This is a genomic window from Lacticaseibacillus salsurae, from assembly GCF_045862175.1.
In the GTDB taxonomy this organism is placed as follows: domain Bacteria; phylum Bacillota; class Bacilli; order Lactobacillales; family Lactobacillaceae; genus Lacticaseibacillus; species Lacticaseibacillus salsurae.
Genome location: NZ_BAAFZI010000012.1, coordinates 1 through 16,695 on the forward strand (window position 1 = coordinate 1; position 16,695 = coordinate 16,695).

The following is a 16,695-nucleotide window of genomic DNA, read 5'->3' on the forward strand; positions in this document are numbered from 1 at the left end:
CGATAGGGTTGTGTAAAGTGCATGGGGATTGACGGAATACCGGGAATTCCTATGCATCTATTATACAACGATAACGGGTTAAGGAGCTGTTACAGATAACTTGGACAAATTATTCACCAGCCACTACATATGCCCGCCGACTTTATTGGTGCCTAAGCCAAATTTAGGTAATATCAATTTTTTTGAAGTCATATGTTCCTCCTGCAAGCAATAGCTTACCTACATATTGTAAGCTGAATTTGAGCCAAACGCCATGAAACTTTCCCAATAAAATAACACTTCGACTAAGATGATGGTCGAAGTGTTTTCGATTATGCCATTAATTTGCTAAAGTGTAACACCCGATCAAGCGCGGCCATGATCGGCGCGGTAATCGCCATAATGATCGCTTCTGACAACATCAAGCTCCCATAGATGCCTAAGAACGCGTGGCTCATGGACATATGCCCAGTCCAAACGATTTCGATCGCGATCAAAAACATCGTGACAGTCATCACGACAATGTTCAAGGTCATTTTTTGCCAAAGTTTCGGCAAGTGCGGCGCGATGTAAGCCACAGCAACTAAGCCGATCAAGCTTTGTCCCCCGCCAAATACCACGTCGATCCAGCCTAGCGAGCTGAACAGCGCGTTGAAAATGACCACGCCGATCACGACCCCGAAGACATACTTTTTGGAAAATACCACCAAATGATTCAAACCTTCAGAGATCCGAAATTGGATCGCGCCGCTGGCCAAATTGAATACTCCTGGCACCACTGAGAGCACCACATATAGCGCGGCGATCAAAGCGCTGACCACCAATGTTTTCGTGCGAGATTGTTGCATTGTATTGCCTCCTAGTTTTTTTACGTGGGATGGATCACGAACCACGATGTCCTAGTATAGCAGACAAAAGCCCAACGCACAAAAAACTCTGGTGTGGTAGTCGTTTGAATTTAGAACTCTGGCTAAGCACTGCGGTATGGTGAGGAAACTAGTCTGCCATATTCAAATGACCGCAGATAACTGACAACATCTTGATGTGGCTTGGCACTAGTATGCAATACCTACTAGTGGCAACCTGATCATTCAGTCAACTTAACTACTCGAGAAGATCTAAAGGCGCAGGTGAATTGGCATAACGGGACAAAACTTAGGCGTCAAAACATCGGCGGGCTTTGCCGATTTCTAAAGCCGGCCGCACGGTAACTTGGCCAATTTTCCGCAGTGGTACCAATTGACCGCAACCCCCAGATCTTCGGACCGCAATCAAAAAAGCCTGACCACAGCGGCCAGACTTTCAACATTATTTTCCAATTGGTTTAAGGCCGATAGACACCGCCAATGCGCTATCAACAGCGCGCATTTTCAGCGGATCAAGCACTGAGATCTTATCTGACAAGCGCTGTTTATCAATGGTGCGGATCTGTTCCAACAGCACCACCGAATCGCGCTCGACGCCATCAACGCCTGCTTTGAGACCAACATGTGTCGGCATTTTCGGCTTGTTGATACGACTGGTGATCGCCGCGACGATCACAGTGGGGCTATATCGATTGCCCACGTTATTTTGGATCACCAAAACCGGTCGCATGCCGCCTTGCTCCGAACCGACCACGGGTGAGAGGTCGGCGAAGAAAATATCCCCACGCCTAACAATGCTGTCCATAATCTGCCCCTATCCAACAGCTAGCGGATCTGGGCATAAGCCTCGTTTTCACAAGCGACGAATTCATGGCAGATCTCTTGGTTCAAGGATGCCATTTCTTGATAGCCATTTGCCAGATCTGCTTCGGATTGTTCTTCACGTGACAAAAAGTCCGCCAAAATGCTATCGATCAATTCGCTTGGATCCGTTACGCATGTTTTGCAATAGCTGTCGAGCCGTGCCCGCAGCGCCTCTGTCATACTAACTTTTAAAAATTGTGCTTGTGCCATGTTGCGCCCTCCCGTGGCTGTATTCATGATTTATCCTACCACAGGAACAAAAGAAAACAACATGAAAATAACAAAATGCTTTAATCAATCATGACCCGAGGGACTCTTTCTGTCAAGCCGCAAGCGATCTCATAGTGGATGGTGCCAGCATATTCAGCAACATCTTGCAGCGTGATTTCGGCGTCACCACTTTTTCCGACTAACACGACATCTGTGCCGGCTGGATATTCGTGCGGCAAGCGGATCATGAATTGGTCCATGCAAACGCGCCCGACGATCTCACATTCATGGCCATCAACTAACACGTGAAAGCCTTGCAAGCGGCGTTGCCACCCGTCAGCGTAACCCATCGGCACCGTGCCGATCCATTCCGCTTGTTTGGCATGATAAGTCGCGCCATAAGAGATCGCGGCGCCTTTTGGCAACAACTTGGAAAAGCTGAGCTTGGACACGACTTGCATCGCCGGCTCTAGTGGATAAGGCGACGTCAAGGCGCGCCCAGAAGGATTCAACCCATACATCGTGATCCCAAAGCGCACCATATCCGAATGCGTCGCCGTGTGCCACATACTAGTCGCAGAATTAGCCACATGCACATACCGCGGCCGCTTCGGCAACGCCGAAAGCATCGCATTGAAGTGCGCACTTTGTTCATCAAAGTAGCTGGTATCTGCTTCATCTGCCGTGGCAAAATGGGTAAAAATGCCTTCAACATCTAACGTTTCGCAATTTTGGGCAAACTCAGCGGCTTGTTTGATCACCTCAGGTTCACGAAAGCCGATACGTCCCATGCCAGAATCCACCGCCAAATGAATTTTCAAAGCTGGGACATCAGGCGTTTGCGCCAATGCTTGATCAGCTTGTTGCATCCAAGCCAAGTCACCAACTGGCAAAGCAATGTCGTGAACCGCCGCCAATGGGGCTAATTCAGGCGGCACGATCCCCAACACCAAAATCGGCAACGTGATGTGCGCCGCACGCAACGCCAATCCTTCTTCTAACACTGCCACACAAAAGCCGCTAGCCCCAGCTTCTTGGGCGATTTGTGCCACATTCAACAATCCATGCCCGTATGCGTCCGCTTTCACCACGGCAAATAAGCACGTGTTGTCGTCTAAGCGCGCTAAAGCGTGTTGAATGTTATGCGTAATCGCTTGTTTTGATACCAGCACCTTGGTTGGGCGCAGGTCTGCTGTGACCATCGTCATTGGGTTACCTCCAAAATTACTTCTGTCATGACCAGCGTATCGGTGTGCGAAATCGACACATGCGCTTTGCCAGCAAAAGGATGTTTGGTGATCTCAGGCTTGCCGCGGTCATTATCTAAGCATTCAACATCTTGCAAGCCTACTTCGCCAAGTCCGGTGCCATAGGCTTTGGCATACGCTTCTTTCACCGAAAAGCGCCCCGCTAAAAACTCAGCAGCGCGTTTGCCATCAAAGCTGGCAAACTTCGCCAATTCAGCCGCAGTGAGCACTTTTTGCGCAAAATCTGAACGCTTTTGTTGGGCAGCTTGGATGCGGGCAATTTCTGTGATGTCGACGCCGATGCCATAGATCATGAGGCTTCCTCCTGTTTAATCACATTGTATCATTATAGCCCCGATTTACCGAAAATATTGCCTGGTAGCCATGAAAACTCATCATGCCGGCATGAAGCGGTAAGAAATTGACGAAAAAAAACGACCAGCAACGGCTGATCGAATCTATTATCTCAATGCTTCTTCATGGCTTTAACAAAAGCAGTTTTGCTTTGCTTGAGCGCATGACTAAGGCGGTGAAAGAACCCTTTGGGGACAGGGTCATCCCAAGAATAGATCCCGCGTTTGAGATTTTCGCGATTTTCCAAATATCGTGCCAAACTCAACGGGCGATCACCTGACAGCGCGCGCAGTTCATTGATCGCATTTAAGTTGTCTTCAACTGTCCACGGATGTTGGACCAATTCAAAGGCATATGCCCGCATACTTTCAGGGCTGTCTAACCATGATTTCTCTGTCATACTGATCTCCTTCTTTGCTCGCGTTGCCGACGCAATTCTTTTTGTAAACGCGTAATTCCTCTCATCGATGACGTATCTAGTACCTCGTTAAAAGCATCTTGTAAGTCATCGTCAAGTAAAACACGTTCGACTTCTGAAGCAAAAGTACTCAAGGCTTCGTCAACGAACAAATAATCTGGATAACTTAACAAAAATCCAAACGAGTCAAGGACATGCATGAGTTCAACCACTTTGGTTTTCATCACTAATGCCACAGCGAAACGCTCGATCCGTTCTTCATCAACACCTCGCTGTCGCATTTCTTGAATCACACTGGCACCTTCACGTAAATGGTTTGTCACCAATAACACTTTTTCGCGCACATCACCCGGATAACTGATCATCAGTTCATGCGTACGTTTAATTTTATTAGCTTTCACATCCTGCGCACGGACATTGGTATTGCGTCGATAAGTGAAAGTCGCAATGGTTAAAGAAATTGCCGCAATCAGCGTCCCTAACAACCCTAACAATTCCTTGAAATCTACCCACCAAGCCTGTTGGTCTAGTCGAATCAATGTCAAGACGACATTCATTTTAACAGCTCCTTTTATCCGTTACAAATCTACCAGCATAGATTAATTACGCAAAAATGACGCCATTTGATACATATAAAAATATCGATTTTTCAGCGCATAAACAAAAAGCCCCACGATCACAATGATCGCAGAGCTTAACGCTAGCAAAAATTAGTCTTTTTTGTAGCTACGTTTGCCGGAGAAATCGCGGCCTTTGCCGCCTTCGCGACGTTGACGGTCATAACCGCCTTTGTTGCCGCCATCACGATGGCCACGGTAGCCGCCATTTGAACGATGGTCGCCGTTGCCACGGTGATCGGAATTCGAACGATGGCCTTTGTAGCCGCCACGATAACCGCCGCCACCATTACCATTACGGTGACCACCGCGGTTAGGCAATGGGCGTTCTGGGGTGATCTTAACAGGAACCGTTGAGGCGTCATCAGGGCTGATGGCTTTCAAGTAAGCGGAAACCAATTGTAATGGGGTGTATTCTTCCAATAAGCTTTCTGCCATTGGTTCGTACTTTTCCAAATCATCGGAAGCCACTTGTTCTTTGACCGTGGATAAGCCAGTGGAGATCTGACCTAAGAAGGCTTCTTGGGCAGTCGGTGGCTTCAAAGGCATCATGCGCTTTTTGGTCAAGTCTTCGATGGTGCGCAAGTAGCCGATTTCGTTAGGCGTCACAAAGGTCACAGACACACCGGATTTCCCGGCACGGCCAGTACGGCCAATACGATGCACGTAAGAATCTGGATCTTGCGGAATATCGTAGTTATAAACATGGGTGACGTTGTTGATATCCAACCCACGCGCAGCCACATCAGTTGCGACTAAGAAGTCTAATTCGCCGGCTTTGAATTGACGCAAAACGCTCATGCGCTTTTGTTGGGTCAAATCACCGTGAATGCCTTCAGCTTTATAACCACGCGCTTTTAAACCGCGGGTCAATTCATCGACACGACGCTTAGTTCGACCGAAGATCAAGGCCAATTCTGGGGCTTGAACGTCGAATAAGCGCGTCATCACGTCAAACTTCTCAAAGTCTTTGGCGCGAACATAATATTGATCCACCGTGTCTGCAGTCAATTCTTTGGACTTGATCTGCACGGTGATCGGGTCATGCATGAAGTTCTTGGTCAAACGCAAGATCGGCGCTGGCATCGTTGCGGAAAACAGCAAGGTCTGGCGAGTGGCTGGGGCCGTTTTAACGATAGATTCAATATCTTCGATAAAGCCCATATCAAGCATTTCGTCAGCTTCATCAAGCACCAACGTCTTTAAGTTTTCCAACTTCAAAGTGTGGCGGTTGATATGGTCGAGCAAACGACCTGGGGTGCCGACCACGATTTGTGGGTGATCAGCTAATTGCCGGATCTGGCGGCGAATATCAGCACCACCATAAACGGCTGTGACTTTGACTTTTTTGTCGCGGCCTAATTTGTATAATTCTTCTTGCGTCTGGATGGCGAGTTCACGCGTTGGGGAAATGACCAACGTTTGGACGGCGCGATCCGCAAAATCAATATCTTGTAAAACAGGTAAGCCAAACGCAGCCGTTTTACCAGTACCAGTTTGCGCTTGACCGATCACATCTTTACCTTCTAAGGCTAACGGGATCGTTTCCGCTTGGATCGGAGTCGCTTCTTCAAATCCTGCACGGGTAATGGCCTTAAGTAAATCATGATCTAAACCGAGTTCTTTAAACTTCAAATGGTTTCCTCCTTGGATTGTGTAACACCTGATTTACAGAGCAATCCTGGAGTCTGCCTTGCAAATCTCGGTCACGTGACTGTTTTTCTGAAAACAGCATCTTTAATACAGTACCACTAAACTAACGAGAATTCAACTCCCTGATTTTTTATCACCAGATAAATGTGGTCGCAGTCCCTGATCAAGCGCCAAAAATTCTATCAAAAAAGCCCTTGTTAAGCCATTTCAATTAAGAAACAGACCTGCAAGAGCTGATCAAAATTAATTTAACCGCGGTCGCCATCTAGCAGCGCCGTGAGGACATTTTCCAAATGTAAGCCGTGACTGGCTTTCAACAACACCATATCTTGATAAGAAACATCTTCTTGTAAGGCGTTGATCAACGCTTGCTGATCGCCTTTTTTGAAGTAATGCAAAGCCGATGCCGGATAACGCTGAGCTAACGCATCACGCAAAGACGCGATCTCATCGCCATATAAGTAGACTTCTGCGACTTTATCTGGATCCAACGCCGGTGCCACTGACGCATGCAGCTCACCAGACGCCGCGCCTAGCTCGAGCATATCGCCTAACACGGCAATGCGACGACCTTTGCAAGGAAATTCAGCAAAATCACGCAACACAGCTTTCATGGCGGTAGGGTTGGCGTTGTACACGTCGCTTAAAATCGATTCGCCAGCATCCCCTTTTAACCATTGGGTACGGTTGGCAGTAATGTCAAAATGGCTCAACGCCGATTGGATTGCTTCTGGTTTCACATGGAACCGCCGACCAACTAAAATCGCCGCTAAGGCATTAGACACATTGTATTCACCCATCACTGGGATGGTGAAGTGCAAGTCAGGCCACTTGGACAGGTCAAATTCGGTATGATCTTCAAAAGCTTGAATGTTGCGGGCATATAAGTTGTTATCCGGATCTAAGCCAAAGGTCTTGGTTTGTTGCTCGACTGTTTGAGCACGGTCTCGCAACAGTGGTTCATCACCATTATAGATAAATAAACCGTCTTCTTTTAATCCAGACACGATCTCCATTTTGGCATCGGCGATTTTATCGCGGGTCTTGAAGAATTCGATATGGGCTTCACCGATCATGGTGATCACTGCCACATCAGGTTCAGCCAAGGCGCTTAAAGCCGTCAACTGGCCTGGGCGGTCCATCCCCATTTCCACCACTAAGACTTCAGTGTTGGTATCCATAGATAAGATCGTCACGGGGACACCGATTTCATTGTTGAAGTTTTCTGGGGTTTTCACCACATGATATTGCTTGCTTAAAATCGCCGCCGTCATATCTTTGGTGGTGGTTTTGCCGTTAGAGCCAGTGATGGCCACGACTTTAGGATTGACCTTCATCAACAAATAATAACTGGCCAATTTTTGCAAAGCTTTCAGCGGATCAGCCACGACTAATTGTGGAATATTAGTTGTGAGCGGCGCTTTGGCTTCCGCGATAAACGTCGCCGCGGCGCCATGAGCTTCAGCTGACGTCAAAAATTGATGACCATCACGCTCCCCAGCTAATGGCACAAACAAGTCGCCTGGTTTTAACTTGCGGCTATCAAAAGCCACACCAGTGATCGTCGGGCAGTCCCCTTCTGCCAATGGACAATCTGCGCCGACCACGCGGGCGATTTCGGATAACTTCATTTTCATTGTGAATGAACTCCTTACACATTAACGCGTTGCTCCAAAACTGCAAGCAACGCTATTGCGTGACTATTGTAGCGCAAGCCATTCCTGGTTGCCACTTATTTCAATTCCAAGCGCCAAGCATCCGCTTTGCGATCTAAGCTCAACGCCCCAATCGACGTGGCGGATTCTAGATCAGCTGGCTGATCTGGCACGAAGCGATCAGCTAGCGTCCACAGCGGAATGCGCACCGTATCGCGACTGAAGATCCCACCAGAAAAATCAAACAAGACCCCATCTTCCAAACTTGGAAACAGATCGCTTAACACAGATTCCGGCACCGGCTTGAAATGTTGCTGCCGCAGCCGCAACCAAAACGGTTGATCATTGGCCGCCCAGCGCAAGTGTTTGACCAACGCTTCAGCTAAGGTGTTGGAGAAAAAGCTGACTTGGCGGCAATACATGGTGACCATATCATTACGCAATGGCAAAAACACCAGATTGTTTTGTAACTTATAATAAAATGGTGGTTGAATATGCGTTTTGGCATGACCTAAGTATAAAAGCTCAGCGATCTCTGTTGGCATCAACTCGCGCAAATAAGTGCCATGTTGGTAATCCAACCACGAACGATTGCGCGCGTCTTTGCTGCGTAGGAAGTTGGCGACGGCTTCTGAACCTGAGATCTCGTTGAATCCGGTGTGTGGATCAATGAACTCGTCTTCGTCAATGGGCGGCAACAACAACAAATGCCGAATCGGCTTGGGTGTCGCCTTTAACACATCACTCGCCGAAATACCCGCCGTTAAAAACATATGAGCAAGCGGCTCGTAATGGACATAGATCACAGAATTGCGCACGATGGACCTCCTATATTAACAGTCACGATTATACTTCAAAATGAGCCGTTGTGCTCAAAGAATGGTATGGTGAAACAAAAGAAATCTGCTGACCCAATTTTTTTCTACCATAGAAAGGACCTGTCATGATCGCTTGGCCGCTCAGTACACCAGAACCTGCCAGTATCACCATTGCACCTTCAGCACCACTTCCTGCTAGTTATTGGCAAGCAGTGGCTCAAGGACGCTGGCCACATCATTACTGGCTTCACACCTTAGAACCCACCAGCGACGCCATTGACGGCGTGGCGATCCACGCGTTAGCCACACCAGGACCGGCAACGCTCATTGCCCAGTTGCCAACCAATTGGTGGCCGATCGCCCAAGATGGTGAGCAGATTTTTGCCGTGGATGATCAAGGCCGGATCTTTTATCGAGACCTTGAAGTTGATCAACAATTGCAAGTCGGCGATACTTGGGATGACTTCGCCCAACAACTTGAGTGGCGAAAGCCTATTTTGACCGAGCCTTTTAGCCAACAAGCCTTGGCGCATGCATTACTGGTCGCCGATGCCAACAGCTTGCCCGCCTTGCTAGAAATTCTGCGTGAACAGCACGACTGGTCCATATACGTTCAGTGGCTCAAGGCGTTACGTCAACAATTTCCAGCAGTGGTCAATGAAGAGATCACCTTTGCGTTAGATTTCTTACCATTGACACCGCGACAACAGCAGCAACTTAAAGCTTGATCCCAACAGTCGCCCACTGCAGGCGGCTTTTTTATTTGGTAAACATAAACGTGTCCAACCACTTGCGATCGCGGCTGACGCCAAGATAACACCACACCCCTAACGCCAAAGAGCCTAAGAAGTCTGCCAATAGATCGCCCATGGTATCCATCAACGCCAAGCGTCCAACTAGTCCGACGCCATGTGCCATAGTCCGCTGCATGTTCAACCCTAACAGCCCGTCGCCGGTGAATTCGTAAAATTCCCACAAAACGCCACACATGGTGCCAAACGCCACCGCGACGATCGCCAGCAATAGTGGCTTGGTGGCTTGTAACTGGGCTTTAGGCGTCAACGCGCCAAAAATTGCCAGCCCTAAACCAGCCAACATGGACGCAGAAAATAGATGCAAGAATTTATCCCAATAAGGAATGTTGTAAAACTGCATTCCTGTGCCTAGCAATACTGCCCCTAAAATAAAGGCTTCCCACAACACCAATAGTAACAATGGAAACTTAAAATGTTGCCACTTGCCGATCAAGCTCGGTGCGATCGCCAAGGCGATTCCAAATACCACTTGGCCTAATAACATCGCTTGTCCAGGATAAATGGCATGCCCCATCGCCAACGCGCTACCACAAATGATCAAATATAGTACGGCGCCAACGACATTGATCGCCAATAACCCACGAGATAACTTTTGCATCAGCCGACCTCCTCATATGAGTTTAGTCTAACGACTCGCGGCAGGCGTTGCAAGGGACTGAAGACTGAATCAATGATGCCTGCATCAGTAAATTCACTTGATCAAAATCAGCTAGATTTTATCTGCTGTGGTGACTTCATCGAGCTGCGCAAAGCAACGCGGCGAGATATCACTCGTGACACCGCCAAGGCAAAGAACGCCTTTGCGTCATCCCAACTTATATCAGCCGCTAAAAACGCTTTGCTTCGCTTTGGGCAAAAAAAAACCGCCATTGCTGACGGAAAAGTTTGGGGGAACTTTTTTGGGAGTGTAAGTTAATGTGTAAGCATAAGGCTGACTACCGTTGCCTTACTATGGTTCTTATTATAATCGGGAATTCAATGTGTTCATGTCATGATTAATAAAAAACCTTTATTTATTTTGAATTGGTACCTGCCTTTAACTACCGGTAAAACACCCATTATTTACCTAAATCATGGGTGTTTTCAGCACATCTTTCAATAACAACTATACTTTTAGTAGCCGCCGACTACCACATCTTGGTCGTCGTTGATCACCAACACATTCACCGGACTGCGCCGTACCACATAAGCGGTGATCGAGCCAGTCAAGAACCGCTCTACCGCATTGGTCCCGGATTTGCCGATCACGATCACGTCACACGCATAATCTTTTGGCGCGTCAACTGCGATCGTGGACTTGGGGTTGCCTTGCATCACCACAGTTTGCACCTCGATGCCATCGGCAGTGACTTTTTTGGCCGCATTAGCCAACATACCGGTGGCCACGTCAGCGAGCTGGTGGTACACATCATAATAATTCACATCACGGGCATACGTGGCATAGTGATCTGAATCCACCACATTCAACAAGACGATTTTCCCATGGGTCAATTTGGCTAACTCTTCTGCTTTGGCCAACGCCACATACGCATTGTGTGACCCATCTAGGGGTACCAATATCCGCTTGAACATCAGGTTTTCCTCCTTTTTGCCTGGTTTCTACTTTAATCATATCAAGACCGCGCACCAGGTGCCAATTTGAGGGTCACGCCCAAAAACAGCCTGTCGAAAAAATCGACAGGCTGTGGGTTATTTGGCATGTTTGCTGGCGATCCGCCGCGTCGCATGATCGCTCATGGCCCAATACGTAACGGCAAATGCCCCGATCGTGCCGATCACAATAACTAGCATGTGATCACCTACTTGCTGATCGGTGAGACTTTGTTTTGGGCATTTTTAGTCACTTTCATTGCTTGAATCGAGATATAGCCGAGTTTTGTGACCAGGTTCTTTTGCACGGCACTACTGTTCATATAATCCAAGAAAGCTTTTGTTGACGCATCCGGGGTGCCTTTGGTGTACATGTGCTCATAAGACCAGATCTTCCATTGGTTGGTGGCGACATTAGCAGCAGTTGGCTTCACCCCATCAACAGACAAAGCGTGAACATCGGCTTTGACATATGAAAAGGCCAAATAGCTGATGGCGCCAGGCGTTCCGGCAACGATTTTTTGCACGGTGCCGTTAGAATCTTGTTCTTGCGTGGTCATCGCCTTTTGCCCAGCCATCACCGCGGCTTCAAACGTGGCACGCGTGCCAGAACCGGCGGCACGATTGACCACTGTGATCGCTTCATTCTTGCCACCCAGGGTTTGCCAATTGGTGATCTTCCCAGTAAAAATGTCGCGCAGCTGGCGCATGGTAACATTGGTGACGCCAACATCAGCGTTGACTACCGGCGCCATGCCCACCACTGCGATTTGATGGTCTTTAAGCTTGGACGCATCCACACCTGATTCTTGTTCAGCAAAAATATCCGAATTTCCAATCGTGACGGCGCCTTGTGCCACTTGCGACAAACCGGTACCAGAGCCGCCGCCTTGCACGGTGATCTTGGCATTTGGGTGATCGTCAGTATACGCTTGGGCCGCTTGTTCCACTAACGGCTGCAAGGCTGTAGACCCAACTGCCACGACTTTGGTATCCGGCGTTTGGCTGGACGTGGTCGTGGCCTTATTGGCTGACTTGCAACCCGCCAATACCAGCGTCACCACCAGCGCGCTTAAAACCAATCCTAACAGTGACTTTCTTTTCATTTATTCGTTCCTCCTGACATGTGCCATTTGAAAAACACCTTCAGGATAAAGACACGTTGTAAAAATCAAGCCATTTTGGCGTAAAACCTTTGTCGCAATCGTGTAAAGACAATATACGTGACCCAAAAAGCCTTTATCCTGCGCATTCATCAACTGAATGTGCGAAATAAAGGCCTCGAGTGGATCGGTTTAGTTGTTGCCTACCACAGATAATGCACTGGATCTTTGATTTTTTCATCATAGACAGATTTCACGATCTGCATTTGCTCATCCGTTAACGCTGGCAGATCCGATGCGCTGGTGTTGCGTTCGATTTGGTTAGGATTAGATGCCCCTGGGATCACCGCAGACACCGCGTCATACATCAAAATATAGCGCAACGCATCCCCAGCTAAGTTATCCGTCCCTAAGCGCTGTTTGAGCTCATCGGCTGCTTGCACCCCAGTTAAGAAGTCTACTCCAGAGAACGTTTCGCCTTTATCAAACAATTCGCCATGCCGGTTGGCGGTGCGCTGATCCGTAGGGGCAAAGGTGGTATCGGCAGTCATTTTGCCAGATAACAAACCTGACGCTAACGGCACCCGCGCCAAAATGCCAACATTGTGTTGCTTGGCCAGATCAAAAAATACTTCAGCTGGGCGCAAGCGGAACATGTTGAAAATGATCTCCACGGCAGAAATATCATAATCTAAGGCCTTGATCGCTTCTTCCACGCGCTGAACGGAAACGCCATAGTTCAAGATCTTGCCTTCGCGCTTCAAGTCATCTAAGGCCGCAAAAATCGCCGGATCATAATACGCGTCAGTTGGCGGGCAGTGCAACAACACACAATCCAATGCGTCAACGCCCATATTTTTCAACGAGTCATCGACGTATTTGCGCAAGTGCTCTGGGTTGAAGTGGTCGATCGAATAAGGCGTTTCTTTGTGGCCAATCTTAGTGGTGAAGTGCACGTCTGGGTGCTGGCGCACAAAGGCCCCGACGGCTTTTTCACTGGCGCCATTCTGGTAGCCATCAGCGGTATCAAAGAAATTGACCCCATGATCATAAGCCGCTTGCAAGGTGTCTTGAGCATCTTTCAAGTTGTAAGGTGCGCCCCATTTGCCACCGAGTTGCCAAGTGCCTAACGAAACTTCTGAGATCTTAAAGCCGGTTTTACCAAATTGACGAAATTTCATAAGTGCCTCCTCATTTGAAACTTTACGGTATCTATTTTATACTTGGAACCTAAAAGATACTAGCACGCACTATTTTGTGCCTGAAAGGATGTTACATGACTGATATCGTGCGCAAAGACGCCCTCACCCGCCTTGAAAATGGTGATTTCTCTTGTGCCAAAGAACTGACATTGGCAATGTTTTCTGGCAAATGGAAGTTGGTTTTACTTTGCCATTTAGACGAACATGGCGCTTATCGCTTCAATGAGTTGCGCCGGCTGCTGCCGACGATCACCCATAAAGTGTTAACCAATCAACTGCGCGAGCTGGAACAAGACCAGCTGATCACGCGCAAGGTGGCCGCCAATGGGCAAAATAAAGTCAGCTATGCGATCACCGAACTCGGTCATTCATTGATGCCGATCATTGATGCCATGTGTCAATGGGGCGAAGATCGCATCGCCCAACTTCAAGTCCAACCAAAGTTTACGGCTAATGAAGCCGTGGTCCCAAAAGAGGTGGCTCATGCTTTATAATGCAGCATTAGTGCTTGAAGGCGGCGCCATGCGCGGCCAGTATACTGCCGGGGTGTTAGATTTTTTCATGCAACAAGGCATTCAGTTTAAAACCGTGATTGGCGTGTCTGCTGGCGCATTAAGTGGCACCAACTATATCTCGCATCAAATCGGGCGCACCAATGCCGTCAATGTTGGCCACCGCATGGATCGCAACTATATTTCTTTGCGGCGGGCGCTGCGCCGCCAAGATATTATCAATCTGGATTATTTATTTGAACCCCATACAGGTGATTGGCAAAATTTCGATGAGCTGACTTATCGCATCAGCCCTATGGAATTTGTGGTGGTCGCTACGTCAATGGTCAAAGGCCGCGCGGTTTACTTCCACTCTCCTCAAGGCCAAGACTTAGTCGCCGATTTGAAAGCCAGCTCAGCCATGCCGTTTATTTCTGCGCCAGCTTATACTGGCTACGGCTTATGTTTAGATGGTGGCGTCGCTGATTCGATCCCGTTTGAATATGCGCAAGCCAACGGTTATGACAAAATCGTCGTGATCCGCACTCGCGAACGCACTTACCGCAAAAATCCAACCAGCGCCGTGTTAAAGCGGGCCTATCATCAAGTGTTCAGCCACTATCCAGCCTTTGTGGATACAGCCATCGCGCGGCCAACCATGTACAACCGCCAAGCTGCCCAATTACAACAAATGGAAGCGACCGGTGACGCTTTTGTGATCGCCCCAGCGCTACCGGTGACGGTCGGCCGTTTAGAACGCGACACCAACAAGCTACAAGCGTTGCACGCCACCGGAATGGCCGACGCCAAAGCCCAACTCACCGCGATGCAAACGTACCTCAACGCCTAAAAAAGTCGACTGGCATCTTTGGCCAGCCGACTTTTTTGCGTTCACGAGCGGTTTTGCTTGCGGATCTCAAAAATCACCAACACGATCACCCCAATTATCCCGGCGATCAACAAACTCAATACGATCAGCAGCATTAAATTAAACATTGCGATCCCCCCTTTGTGTCAACGCATGGGTAGGATAACCTGGATCTGCAGATCTGACAATTTTGACGCGTGATCAAGTGCTTGCCGACACATTTGTGCAATTTTGCCATGATCTTGTAGACAAAGTTGTTGAAAGCCTGATTTGACAAGGTTTTCCGGCGATCGCGTGACGACCTGCACAGATTTCTTCTCTTCTGCCACTGACCATGATAAAATTAATGTAAGGGTTTACAAAAACGTATCGAAAGGCGGTCATCCCATGGCAAAACACGTTTGCGTCATTGATCTTGATAGCACCCACATCACGCATCAGCTTACTCATCAACCAGCAGTGATCCACTTACTGCAACAACAAGTGCAAGCGGGTTTGACCGTGGTGGTATGTACCAACGCCAGCTTACCTGCGACCCAGTCGTATTTGGCCCAGTTACAGCTGCCAGATTCCGCCTTGGTGATCACCAATGGCGGCCAAACTGTCGAAACCGTCAGTGGCAAGATACTGTTCAATCAAACGCTACCGCAAGCTTATTACCAACAGATTGGCCGCTTTGCCGCCGACTTTAGCCTAGAAACGCTGTTGTATGATCGCCATCAACAGATTCAATCAGCAGACGCGCCACTTGCGCCAAACTTTGATCAAACGGCAGTCGTTTCTGCGGTGATCACTGGTGAGCCCCTCACGTTAAATACCAGCTGCGCCGCGTTGAATCAAGCTTTAGGTGACCAAGCATTCTTGATCCGCATCGCAGACGGCGCGTTTCGCATTTTGCCGGTGTTGAACCATAAAGCCCAAGCCTTGGCCGCGATCTTAGCCGAATTGCCTGAAGCCCTCACGCTGACAGTGTTAGGCGACGGTTTTTCAGTGGTGCCGATGTTTGCCCAAGCCACGCAAGCAGTCGGCTTGCAACATGGCAGCCCGTTAGCTTTGCGCCATGCCGATCAAACCATCAGTCTGGACGACTTGCCAACACTATCTGCGTTGTTGAGTGCTTGATCAAGCCCGTCACGCGCCTGGGAATTTGGGTGATCGCAAGCTGATTGCTCACGTAACTTTCTCATGCCATCACAAAAAGGCCTCCAAACTGGAGACCTTTTTTGCGTGTTGGACTATTTAAATAGCGGTGTATTTTGCGCTGTTTGTAGTTCTTCTGCTGGTTTGCTGAAGTAGAAGCCTTGCAACCAACGGATGTTGTGTTTCATGGCCAATTGGACGTCTTCGATCGACTCCAAGCCTTCCAGTGTGAACGCGATACCAGCTTCATCTGCTAAGTGCTGCCATTTGCTGATCTGCTCATCTGCTTCAGCGCCACGGCCTAGTTCACGCAGATTTTGCATCGCATATTTCAACATGTCCACATGTGGCGCCAGTTGTTGCACCAACTCATAGTCGTCGATATCCGTGCCGACATCATCGATCGCCAGCTTGATGCCAGCTTTGCGATACTGTTGGCCGATACCCATGACTTGCGCTAAAGTCGGCGCTTGCGTCAACTCGACAGTCAACTGCCCCAGATCTGGACTGGACGCGGCAAAAGTGATCAATTGTTGCATCGTGTCTTGTGAGGCAAATTGTTCGCCAGTTAAGTTGATCGACACGTTTTTGTTGGGCAAGTTGCGCAACACGCGGCGCATCATGCGCATTTGCATTTTCACCGTGATATCAAAGTTGTCAGGCAACAGCCAAACATTTTGCTTGGCGTCCCACACCCGCAACAGCAGCTCATAACCTGACGGCTGTTGCGTGGTGGTGTCCATCACGGCTTGCGTGAAGTAGGTGTATGTGATCAAGCGATTATCCCCCCAGTCGGCGTACCCGT

The 16,695-nt window shown here is 48.6% G+C and carries 20 protein-coding genes and 1 riboswitch; of the genes, 5 read left to right on the forward strand and 15 right to left on the reverse strand.

Annotated features, from left to right (window positions below; translation table 11 throughout):
• Positions 1 to 311: 311 nt before the first annotated feature.
• The 10 genes from ACKTSG_RS05560 to ACKTSG_RS05605 all read right to left on the reverse strand — a co-directional run bounded on the left by ACKTSG_RS05560 (position 312) and on the right by ACKTSG_RS05605 (position 8,681).
• On the reverse strand, positions 312 to 827 hold the full coding sequence (locus tag ACKTSG_RS05560) for a QueT transporter family protein (RefSeq protein WP_407892766.1): 516 nt from the start codon (positions 825 to 827) through the stop codon (positions 312 to 314).
• 5 nt (positions 828 to 832) lie between these two features.
• A riboswitch (PreQ1 riboswitch) is annotated at positions 833 to 878 on the reverse strand.
• A 409-nt stretch (positions 879 to 1,287) separates the two neighbouring features.
• A complete protein-coding gene (locus ACKTSG_RS05565; RefSeq protein ID WP_407892768.1) occupies positions 1,288 to 1,650 on the reverse strand; it encodes a type II toxin-antitoxin system PemK/MazF family toxin in 363 nt (120 codons plus the stop codon).
• A gap of 20 nt (positions 1,651 to 1,670) precedes the next feature.
• Positions 1,671 to 1,919: a hypothetical protein gene (locus ACKTSG_RS05570; protein WP_407892770.1), complete on the reverse strand. Its 249-nt coding sequence runs from the start codon at positions 1,917 to 1,919 to the stop codon at positions 1,671 to 1,673.
• An 80-nt stretch (positions 1,920 to 1,999) separates the two neighbouring features.
• Complete coding sequence (gene alr, locus ACKTSG_RS05575; RefSeq protein WP_407892866.1) at positions 2,000 to 3,121, reverse strand: alanine racemase; 1,122 nt, start codon at positions 3,119 to 3,121, stop codon at positions 2,000 to 2,002.
• A gap of 2 nt (positions 3,122 to 3,123) precedes the next feature.
• Positions 3,124 to 3,480 (reverse strand): holo-ACP synthase, encoded by a 357-nt coding sequence (gene acpS / locus ACKTSG_RS05580; protein WP_407892772.1) that lies wholly within the window; start codon positions 3,478 to 3,480, stop codon positions 3,124 to 3,126.
• A gap of 152 nt (positions 3,481 to 3,632) precedes the next feature.
• Positions 3,633 to 3,920: a hypothetical protein gene (locus tag ACKTSG_RS05585; protein WP_407892774.1), complete on the reverse strand. Its 288-nt coding sequence runs from the start codon at positions 3,918 to 3,920 to the stop codon at positions 3,633 to 3,635.
• Complete coding sequence (locus tag ACKTSG_RS05590) at positions 3,917 to 4,495, reverse strand: hypothetical protein (RefSeq protein WP_407892776.1); 579 nt, start codon at positions 4,493 to 4,495, stop codon at positions 3,917 to 3,919. Before ACKTSG_RS05590 ends, ACKTSG_RS05585 begins: the two co-directional genes overlap by 4 nt.
• Positions 4,496 to 4,648: 153 nt before the next feature.
• Positions 4,649 to 6,190 carry a degradosome RNA helicase CshA gene (gene cshA / locus ACKTSG_RS05595; protein ID WP_407892778.1) on the reverse strand — a complete coding sequence of 514 codons (1,542 nt, stop codon included), beginning with the start codon at positions 6,188 to 6,190 and terminating at the stop codon, positions 4,649 to 4,651.
• A gap of 266 nt (positions 6,191 to 6,456) precedes the next feature.
• Positions 6,457 to 7,845: a UDP-N-acetylmuramoyl-tripeptide--D-alanyl-D-alanine ligase gene (locus tag ACKTSG_RS05600; protein ID WP_407892780.1), complete on the reverse strand. Its 1,389-nt coding sequence runs from the start codon at positions 7,843 to 7,845 to the stop codon at positions 6,457 to 6,459.
• 95 nt (positions 7,846 to 7,940) lie between these two features.
• Entirely contained in the window at positions 7,941 to 8,681 is a 741-nt protein-coding gene (locus ACKTSG_RS05605; RefSeq protein ID WP_407892782.1) for a hypothetical protein, read from the reverse strand.
• 125 nt (positions 8,682 to 8,806) lie between these two features.
• Between ACKTSG_RS05605 and ACKTSG_RS05610 the strand changes: the two genes are divergently transcribed.
• Positions 8,807 to 9,409 (forward strand): SMI1/KNR4 family protein, encoded by a 603-nt coding sequence (locus tag ACKTSG_RS05610; RefSeq protein ID WP_407892784.1) that lies wholly within the window; start codon positions 8,807 to 8,809, stop codon positions 9,407 to 9,409.
• Between the two features lie 31 nt (positions 9,410 to 9,440).
• Here the strand turns inward: ACKTSG_RS05610 and ACKTSG_RS05615 are convergent, their stop codons facing one another.
• Positions 9,441 to 10,094, reverse strand: coding sequence for a DUF2238 domain-containing protein (locus ACKTSG_RS05615; protein WP_407892786.1), 654 nt, complete (start codon positions 10,092 to 10,094; stop codon positions 9,441 to 9,443).
• A gap of 72 nt (positions 10,095 to 10,166) precedes the next feature.
• Between ACKTSG_RS05615 and ACKTSG_RS05620 the strand changes: the two genes are divergently transcribed.
• Positions 10,167 to 10,412 (forward strand): hypothetical protein, encoded by a 246-nt coding sequence (locus ACKTSG_RS05620; protein ID WP_407892788.1) that lies wholly within the window; start codon positions 10,167 to 10,169, stop codon positions 10,410 to 10,412.
• A gap of 197 nt (positions 10,413 to 10,609) precedes the next feature.
• On the opposite strand, the gene ACKTSG_RS05625 is transcribed toward ACKTSG_RS05620, so the two are convergent.
• The 3 genes from ACKTSG_RS05625 to ACKTSG_RS05635 form a co-directional block, all read right to left on the reverse strand.
• The gene (locus ACKTSG_RS05625) at positions 10,610 to 11,068 is read right to left on the reverse strand and encodes a universal stress protein (protein ID WP_407892790.1); all 459 of its coding nucleotides are present in this window, start codon (positions 11,066 to 11,068) and stop codon (positions 10,610 to 10,612) included.
• Positions 11,069 to 11,295: 227 nt separating this feature from the next.
• Positions 11,296 to 12,192, reverse strand: coding sequence for a phosphate ABC transporter substrate-binding protein (locus tag ACKTSG_RS05630; protein WP_407892792.1), 897 nt, complete (start codon positions 12,190 to 12,192; stop codon positions 11,296 to 11,298).
• 200 nt (positions 12,193 to 12,392) lie between these two features.
• The gene (locus ACKTSG_RS05635; protein WP_407892794.1) at positions 12,393 to 13,370 is read right to left on the reverse strand and encodes an aldo/keto reductase; all 978 of its coding nucleotides are present in this window, start codon (positions 13,368 to 13,370) and stop codon (positions 12,393 to 12,395) included.
• A 95-nt stretch (positions 13,371 to 13,465) separates the two neighbouring features.
• Here ACKTSG_RS05635 and ACKTSG_RS05640 point away from each other — a divergent pair, with 95 nt between their 5' ends.
• The 3 genes from ACKTSG_RS05640 to ACKTSG_RS05650 all read left to right on the forward strand — a co-directional run bounded on the left by ACKTSG_RS05640 (position 13,466) and on the right by ACKTSG_RS05650 (position 15,872).
• Positions 13,466 to 13,885: a winged helix-turn-helix transcriptional regulator gene (locus ACKTSG_RS05640; RefSeq protein WP_407892796.1), complete on the forward strand. Its 420-nt coding sequence runs from the start codon at positions 13,466 to 13,468 to the stop codon at positions 13,883 to 13,885.
• Complete coding sequence (locus ACKTSG_RS05645; RefSeq protein ID WP_407892798.1) at positions 13,875 to 14,732, forward strand: patatin-like phospholipase family protein; 858 nt, start codon at positions 13,875 to 13,877, stop codon at positions 14,730 to 14,732. The genes ACKTSG_RS05640 and ACKTSG_RS05645 overlap by 11 nt, the downstream gene beginning before the upstream one ends.
• A 405-nt stretch (positions 14,733 to 15,137) precedes the next feature.
• Positions 15,138 to 15,872: an HAD hydrolase family protein gene (locus ACKTSG_RS05650; protein ID WP_407892800.1), complete on the forward strand. Its 735-nt coding sequence runs from the start codon at positions 15,138 to 15,140 to the stop codon at positions 15,870 to 15,872.
• Between the two features lie 113 nt (positions 15,873 to 15,985).
• Here ACKTSG_RS05650 and ACKTSG_RS05655 read toward each other — a convergent pair whose 3' ends face one another.
• A complete protein-coding gene (locus ACKTSG_RS05655) occupies positions 15,986 to 16,666 on the reverse strand; it encodes an EAL domain-containing protein (protein WP_407892802.1) in 681 nt (226 codons plus the stop codon).
• Positions 16,667 to 16,695: the final 29 nt, after the last annotated feature.